The organism is Moorena sp. SIO4A5 (genome assembly GCF_010672005.1).
Classification (GTDB): Bacteria; Cyanobacteriota; Cyanobacteriia; order Cyanobacteriales; family Coleofasciculaceae; genus Moorena.
The window spans coordinates 1-7,066 of sequence record NZ_JAAHHZ010000130.1 but is presented as its reverse complement, the minus strand read 5'-3'; the positions used below and the strand labels follow the sequence as shown (position 1 = coordinate 7,066).

7 protein-coding genes and 1 pseudogene are annotated in these 7,066 nt (G+C 43.4%); 5 read left to right on the top strand and 3 right to left on the bottom strand.

Features of this window, described 5'->3' with window-relative positions:
- The first annotated feature begins 885 nt into the window (after nt 1-885).
- From F6K57_RS27720 to F6K57_RS27710, 3 genes are all read left to right on the top strand, one after another.
- Entirely contained in the window at nt 886-1,083 is a 198-nt protein-coding gene (locus tag F6K57_RS27720) for a heavy-metal-associated domain-containing protein (protein ID WP_293024934.1), read from the top strand.
- Between the two features lie 27 nt (nt 1,084-1,110).
- Nucleotides 1,111-1,245 (top strand): hypothetical protein, encoded by a 135-nt coding sequence (locus tag F6K57_RS27715; RefSeq protein WP_293071631.1) that lies wholly within the window; start codon nt 1,111-1,113, stop codon nt 1,243-1,245.
- 1,285 nt (nt 1,246-2,530) lie between these two features.
- Nucleotides 2,531-3,577 carry a GGDEF domain-containing protein gene (locus F6K57_RS27710; protein ID WP_293019855.1) on the top strand — a complete coding sequence of 349 codons (1,047 nt, stop codon included), beginning with the start codon at nt 2,531-2,533 and terminating at the stop codon, nt 3,575-3,577.
- A 3-nt stretch (nt 3,578-3,580) separates the two neighbouring features.
- Here the strand turns inward: F6K57_RS27710 and ntcA are convergent, their stop codons facing one another.
- The 3 genes from ntcA to F6K57_RS27695 all read right to left on the bottom strand — a co-directional run bounded on the left by ntcA (nt 3,581) and on the right by F6K57_RS27695 (nt 5,114).
- Entirely contained in the window at nt 3,581-4,258 is a 678-nt protein-coding gene (gene ntcA, locus F6K57_RS27705) for a global nitrogen regulator NtcA (protein WP_293019853.1), read from the bottom strand.
- A 112-nt stretch (nt 4,259-4,370) separates the two neighbouring features.
- Entirely contained in the window at nt 4,371-4,520 is a 150-nt protein-coding gene (locus tag F6K57_RS27700; protein WP_293019852.1) for a hypothetical protein, read from the bottom strand.
- Between the two features lie 315 nt (nt 4,521-4,835).
- The gene (locus tag F6K57_RS27695; RefSeq protein WP_293046913.1) at nt 4,836-5,114 is read right to left on the bottom strand and encodes a hypothetical protein; all 279 of its coding nucleotides are present in this window, start codon (nt 5,112-5,114) and stop codon (nt 4,836-4,838) included.
- A 680-nt stretch (nt 5,115-5,794) separates the two neighbouring features.
- On the opposite strand from F6K57_RS27695, the gene fabI reads away from it, so the two are divergent.
- Nucleotides 5,795-6,571: an enoyl-ACP reductase FabI gene (fabI, locus tag F6K57_RS27690; RefSeq protein WP_071103035.1), complete on the top strand. Its 777-nt coding sequence runs from the start codon at nt 5,795-5,797 to the stop codon at nt 6,569-6,571.
- A 300-nt stretch (nt 6,572-6,871) separates the two neighbouring features.
- A pseudogene (locus F6K57_RS27685) lies at nt 6,872-7,066 on the top strand (imidazoleglycerol-phosphate dehydratase); the annotation flags it as partial.

Genomic DNA, 7,066 nt, shown 5'->3' with positions numbered 1-7,066 from the left:
TTTAAAGAGTGGAAGTCATCCTTCAGAGAAAAACCTGAAGCCAAAACCTAAATGGGCATAGATAAGATGATTTCTAGCGGTCTATGACCCAGCCACAGTAGGCACCAATCGAACATAGCATCAAGTGGCCAAAAACCAACAGAAGTTGGAGTAAGCCAAACCAAAGTCCGGAAAGACACGACTGTGTGAGATGTAGTATTAGGTGTATCTGTGTAGTTTGCCAACCATAGTGATCAAAACTGGTAGTCAGAAAGTTAACTCGTTGAAAATTTGTCTTTTTCCACTCAGATGGGTCTAGTCAATCCTGGCTAGGCCCTTTGAGTATTGGTGCAACCTATTGGGGAAATCCCAGACCCTTCATAATTTTTCATCTAATCGTTGCAGTTTGTAAAGACTCCTTAACTTTAACAACAAGTATTCGGAATCTCCAGAAGGTCGTGTTAGATTTAAAGAGTGGAAGTCATCCTTCAGAGAAAAACCTGAAGCCAAAACCTAAATGGGCATAGATAAGATGATTTCTAGCGGTCTATGACCCAGCCACAGTAGGCACCAATCGAACATAGCATCAAGTGGCCAAAAACCAACAGAAGTTGGAGTAAGCCAAACCAAAGTCCGGAAAGACACGACTGTGTGAGATGTAGTATTAGGTGTATCTGTGTAGTTTGCCAACCATAGTAGTGATTCAAAACTGGTAGTCAGAAAGTTAACTCGTTGAAAATTTGTCTTTTTCCACTCGAATGGGTCTAGTCAATCCTGGCTAGGCCCATTGAGTATTATCGTCAATCGAGCTAAGTTATTGGTAAGCATTAACCTTGCTAGCTTGGGCTGCGAGCTTTAAGGGGAAGCTGATTAACCGGTGTCAGAAAAACTGATTGAGTATTGACTATGGCAGTAGTACAGTTAAAAGTTCCCAGTATTGCGTGTGATGTCTGTGCTAAGACCATTACCGAAGGTATACTCCAACAGGAGCCAGACTCTAAAGTCGCAGTGGATGTAACATCAAAGACAGTTAGAGTTGAAACCGAAGCCTCTGAAGATTCAATTAGACAGATCATAACGACTGTCGGTCACACCGTGGAGTAAGCTACCAAGTAAGCTAGTGTGATTTGATTGGCCGATTTGCTACTTAAGGCCTTGGCCGTTGGCTACGCTTGGCCTTTTGCCACGCTGCTTGAGGTGCGAATGGCCACGCTACGCGAACGGAAAAAGTCGTCAATCCCTCTGCCACTCTCCCCCTCGTTCTAAGTATGCAAATTAGATGGGTGACAGCTTAATCAAAATTGCCGAACGGCTAATGGTTAACCTTTGACTATCAACCTTCAAACATTAACCTTTCGGCAAAGCCGACGCTACGCGAACGACAATACATCAGTAAGTTATATTATTTTGGTTAACTAGGTGTTGGTTAACTAGGTGTTGCGCATTTAAATTGGATATTATTCAGTTATAAAAAAACCTGCTCCCTTGCTCACCTGCTGTCAGAACAATGGAATTTAAATGAATACCAGCTTAGGTGTTGGTTAACGATGTAGGGAATGTAGTCTATCTTAGGTGGGAACAAAGATGGTCATTGAGTTCAAGGAAATACAGGGATAAATTCTGTAGCTAGTTTTCATCCTAATTAAGCAGCAGACCACAGGCTCTCCGGCTGCAAGAAATTTTTTAGATCATGTCGAAATAATTACCCTTAATAAAAATCTCCCCATCTCCCCATCTCCCCATCTCCCCCTCCTGGGAGGGGTTAGGGGTGGGTCCCCATCTCCCCATCTCCCCACCCTCCCTCTAATTATGGGTATTCAACCTGACTTGATATTAGAGGTTAGTGGGAATAATAATGCTCTCACTCAGTTGAACAGTTAGGTGTTTTCACCATCTTCGATAAAGATTTAGAAAAATTACCTGGATACCAGGAAATTGCTACTGCCACTTGTGATAAAAACAAGAGAGTATTAGAGGAAAGTATAAATAGAATAATCCCTGTGCTCAGCTTCGGCTGAGTAACCCCTAATTAACTATGTGCCTAAGATGTGCCTAAGTTGTGCCTAAGTTGTGCCTAAGTTGTGCCTAAGTTGGCTTTGGATTCATCGGGGATTAAACTAATTTTTATTGTTATTCAGGTTTATGTTCAATAAAACTAGTTAAACTAAAAACGATATAACAATTGTAAACGAGTTGTGAAAATCTATAAACCCAAAATCATGGTATTATTGGCATCCTGGCCGCTTGATATTTCACAACCTATTTATAATTGCTATATACAATAAGATAGTTTAAAAATGATTGTTATAATATCAAATTACCTAATTTATCAAGAGTTCCACAGCTCGTGATTCACAATCCATATCGGGGAATCGGGAATCGGCAATGGGAAATTGGTAACTGATCCAACTGTACTTGAGCTCCCAAACGATAGTCAGCAATAGGAGAAATTTATCTAGTTATCTAGAATCTATCTATCCCATAGCCAATCCCATAGACTGGTGAATTTAGAGCCAAACGTATTAGCTAATACTTTCTTGAAGAAGTAGCAGTGTTAAGATTATTAATTGCTGGTGAATGTATTAGCTCTGTAGAGCTAACTATAAATAAAAACGATACTTCTATATTAGTAGTAGGAAATAAACAGTTTATCACTGCATTTGTGAAGCGGACTTGCTATATAAGGTCTAGCACTGTCGAGGTATCTTGGGAACTTGATGATGTCATACAACTCATCAAGACTAGACAACCCGCTATTTTAATTTTGCAGGCAACCCAGGTGGCTAGTTTACAAATATGTCGTCATATTAAAGAACAAAAGCTGCTCGGTTGGATATACTGCATTTTGATCAATGACTTGCCCGAAATAGCGATTACAAAAATGGGCCGAGACCCAAACTGGGAGTTAAGAGAATGTGCTCAAGCCCTAGAAAACGGTGCAGATGCCTACTTACGGATCAGTTCAATCAGTAATCAAGACTCAGCCATAGCTGTAGCAGAAAATCGGTTGCTTAAGGCACAAATTCAGGCAGGGTTACGAGGAGTGCGACTATACCGGCAAGCAATGCACACTAATGATTTCCTATCTAGGATAGCATTGGTTGATCCCTTGACAGAATTGAGCAATCGTCGGGCAATGGAATGGGAGTTACCCCGACAAGTCGAAAATGCCTTTAGTCAATCAACGCCCCTGAGTCTGATTATCCTAGATGTAGACTATTTCAAGTCCATCAACGACAACTACGGACATCCGGTAGGCGATCGCGCTCTCAAGCTACTGGCAAGTCGTCTCAAACATAACCTACGTATTCAAGATTCCCTCTTTCGCTATGGTGGAGAAGAGTTTGTGATCATTCTTAGTCACACTGACTGTGAAGAAGCCCTAGCAGTGGCTAATCGAGTGCGACATATTATTAGCGATCAACCGTTTCAGATTGATGGAAGATTGGTGCTCGGAATTACCATTAGCTTGGGTGTTGCTTCCCTTAACCATACGGACGACCATAGAGGGGAAAGCCTACTGCGATCTGCTGACGAGAACCTACGGATTGCTAAATCTAATGGTCGCAATCAGGTTTATTGTTGTTGCAATCACTAATTTTCAAGTAAATTGCTGACTCAAAACCACTGGCTTGTGGACAGTAATTTTTTTCTTGTGAATCGAAATCATTTCTTTTTCCCGTAGGTCTCCCAGTAGACGGGTGACAGTCACCCGAGTCGAACCGATAGCTTCTGCGATCGCTTGATGGGACAACTTCAGTTCAATGGTAATGCCATCGCCACAGGGTATCCCAAAGTCACGGCAGAGAATTAATAGAAAACTCACCAATCGAGACTCCATATCCCGATGAGCTAGGGTTTCGATCATCATTTCCGTCTGTAATATCCGAGACGATAGCCCCCGTAACATCAACATTGATAATTCCGGGTTTTCCTTCAGTGCTTTTTCGACCTGGTCAATCGGGGAAGAGAGTAACTCTACAGTTGTAAAGGCAACTGCATGGTAGAACCGATCAGATTGGTGACCAGTAATCAGGGATAGAACACCGAAAACCGTATTTTCTCGCAGCAGTGCTACAGTAATTTCTTCCCCTACTTCGTATACTCTAGAAAGTTTTACAGCACCTTTTAGCAAAAAGTAAACCCGTTCAGCTGGATCTCCTGGAAAGAAAATCGTCTTACTTCGCTCATAGGTTTCTACGACTGGTGGAAACGCTCCTCTACCAATCTGACGAAACACAGCCGCTAGTGGTGTATCCTGCGTCACAACCCTATCCATATCTATTTCTTTGTACAAATGCCCCTATCTATTTACATTTAAGAGACTTCCGGGGATGTTAAGCCACGGATTAGCTCATTAATCTGGTATATTTAGGCTATTTTAGCGGATTTTAAACAGTTTTATTTAGTTTGTTGTGAACTGCTACAACCGTTTCCAATTCCCCTTGCCCATCAATTTCGGCGGTGCGACCCGTGGCGAATTTAATTCGACGACTGTAACCGCACCGGGCAAGTTTTGAGCTAATTTGCCAACAGGCCAACAGTATTAACTGCTAGTCTATATTTTAGCAAGCTCTTGGCTTGATTCTTACTTAACCCCTGGGGGGAGAAGCGGCGATTAGTACCAATCATCGTGGAATCGACAAATTTATCAAAAATATTGGGTTTAAAACCCCGTCCTTCTAGGACGGCTTTCTGAAAATCCACGTCTGTTTGGTGTATAATCTAGATAGGTACAGGCTGAGAAACCGTTGGCTCAACCGGAAGAGAGATCCGCAATTGATTGCCCATAAAGAAGTAATGCCTAGAGGGCTTGAAGTTACCGTAAGTAGAGTGGAGCCTTTATAGTCGGCAGGTTATGCAGCATAGGGAAAAGGTTTTGTAGTAAGGCTCCACTCTACTAAGGTTTCGTCTCTGGGAAAGTCCTCTTTAAAAACCCAATCGTCAATCAACAGTTGGCGTGTGAACCTAGAAGAATAACCTTTGAGATAAAACAAAGTACGGTGGGGCACACCGGAACTTGAGGAAAAGGAAGGGAAACGGACTTTTAAGGCACTTCCAACAAGTACTTGAACGCCTAAGGAGAACTGCCCTCTAGGTCTGTCGTGAATTGACTGGGAATTTGGTGTTTTCACGGATTTGCGGGTTTTGTATTGTCTTGTTTTTGGCGGCGTCAAAAATAGGAACTCGGCGGTTTACGGCGGCTCGTAGATCTAGGAATCCCCGCGCCTTTTGGCAAAGCCGTTCGCGTTTCGCCTACGGCGAAACGCGAACAGGCCGGTGAGTTTCAATTCCCACTACTTAATATCAATCTGAGCTAATTTTTTGTAAAAATTGCTACCAAACACTAAAAACCTCAGGGGTCATGATTGGTGCTGACCTCAGGGGGTAAGCCTGAAGGGTAAACAGGAGACCCGGTTTGGGGTGTGGAGCGAACGGGTATGGGGTGCACAATAGCCATTTCCCTGGTTCTAGTCGGGTGAGTAACCTCACCAAACTTGCCATAACCCATCCCTATTAACTTGGGGAGTTAGTCGCTATTTCGCTTCCGGGTGATTGCAGATCGCCGATAGAGGTAGTTTTATTACCTGGCACGCTTGCTTATAAACGATAATAAACGTTTATACTGAAAATTTATAATAAAAATTATAACAATTTAATACTTGACCAGACTTGGGCTCACAATTACCTATTACTAGTTGAGATGGAGCTGAAAAACTCAACGTTGCTGCATTCAGGGATATAATAACTGGGCTGTCATAGATGGCTAACTAACCTTCAACCCTGACTCATAGCGCGACTCAACCTCAAAACCATGCTCGATCTCAACGGAAAAAATGCTTTTGTCACTGGCATCGCCAACAACCGCTCCATTGCTTGGGGGATCGCCCAACAGTTGCACAACGCGGGGGCAAATTTAGGTGTGAACTTTTTGCCTGACGAAAAAGGTCGCTATGAGAAAAAAGTTCGAGACCTGGTAGAGCCCCTCGAGCCTAGCATTATCATGCCCTGTGATGTCCGAAACGATGCCCAAATTGAAGCGATTGCGGATGCGATCGCAAAACAATGGGGCAAACTGGACATCCTGATTCACTGTTTAGCCTTTGCCAATAAAGAAGATCTATCGGGAGAATTTAGTCAGACATCCCGTGAGGGGTTTTCCCTAGCCTTAGACATTAGCAGTTACTCCCTCAATCGACTAACAGCAGCTTGGAAACACTTGATGACTGATGGGGGTAGCATTGTCACCCTCAGCTATCTTGGCGGGGTTAAAGTAATTCCCAATTATAATGTGATGGGTGTTGCCAAAGCAGCACTGGAAATGAGTGTTCGTTACCTGGCAGCAGAACTCGGACCCCAAACGATTCGGGTCAATGCTATCTCCGCAGGACCAATCCGGACCTTAGCATCTTCAGCAGTTGGGGGGATAATGGATATGATTCATCATGTAGAGAAAGTAGCACCACTGCGCCGCACTGTTACTCAGGAAGAAGTGGGTAAAGCAGCTGCCTTCTTGTGTAGTGATTTAGCCAGTGGCATCACTGGTCAGGTTTTATATGTAGACGCTGGTTACGAAATAATGGGGATGTAGGTGACATACTCCCACACTGACAAGCACGCTTCAGTGTGGGCTTTTTACCAACTCCAGCTATGGCGCACGGATACACGGGTTACTTTATTAACGACACAGGATGCCCCGACCCGCCGGAACAATACAATAAGTTCTATTTTTAAGCACGTAGGTGGCGGTTAGCTCTTAATTTATATTCCCTACTATATCTAGTATAAACGATATAAACCCTGTCCGCAATTGATCTCACACTCATGCTGCGCATGTTCGTTGTGAGGCAATTGAGCGGATGAAGCTAAGTTAGACAGGAGCACAGATGTAATGCAAGTAAGCGATAACCCGACGCAGATCGAGAGCGGAGCGATAATTCTCAACACCCAAGAGTCTAAGTTAAAGGCGCGAACAGCCTCAGTCAGGCGTACTACTGGGGAAACTGATGTACAAGTGTCACTGAATTTAGATGGTACAGGTATCTGCACCGCTAATACAGGCATCCCATTTTTAGACCATATGCTG